Annotated in this window: 1 protein-coding gene; it reads right to left on the minus strand. The window is 73.4% G+C overall.

All coding sequences use genetic code 11. The features are described 5' to 3' along the window. A partial coding sequence (locus ACPW96_RS23370) for a DUF4394 domain-containing protein (protein ID WP_425886143.1) occupies nucleotides 1-218 on the minus strand: 218 nt, incomplete at both ends.

A 218-nucleotide genomic window follows, 5' to 3' on the forward strand; every position in this document is an offset into this window, starting at 1 on the left:
CCGGTGGCGGGAACGGAACCGGTGGCCGGAGGGACCGCCGGCCGGGTCAGCGCCGCGTCGATGACCGTTGCGGACGGCGTCGCGAACGGCTGGCGGAAGTTCTGACCGTTCGCCGTGATGACCCGCAGCGCGTCGGCAGCGGGGTTGAAATCGACGCCGTACGCGGCGCTTCCGTCGACCGGGATGCGGGCGCGGTTCTCTGCGGTGGCCCGTCCGCT

Source organism: Micromonospora sp. DT81.3, from assembly GCF_049847225.1.
Lineage (GTDB): Bacteria > Actinomycetota > Actinomycetes > Actinomycetales > Microbacteriaceae > Microbacterium.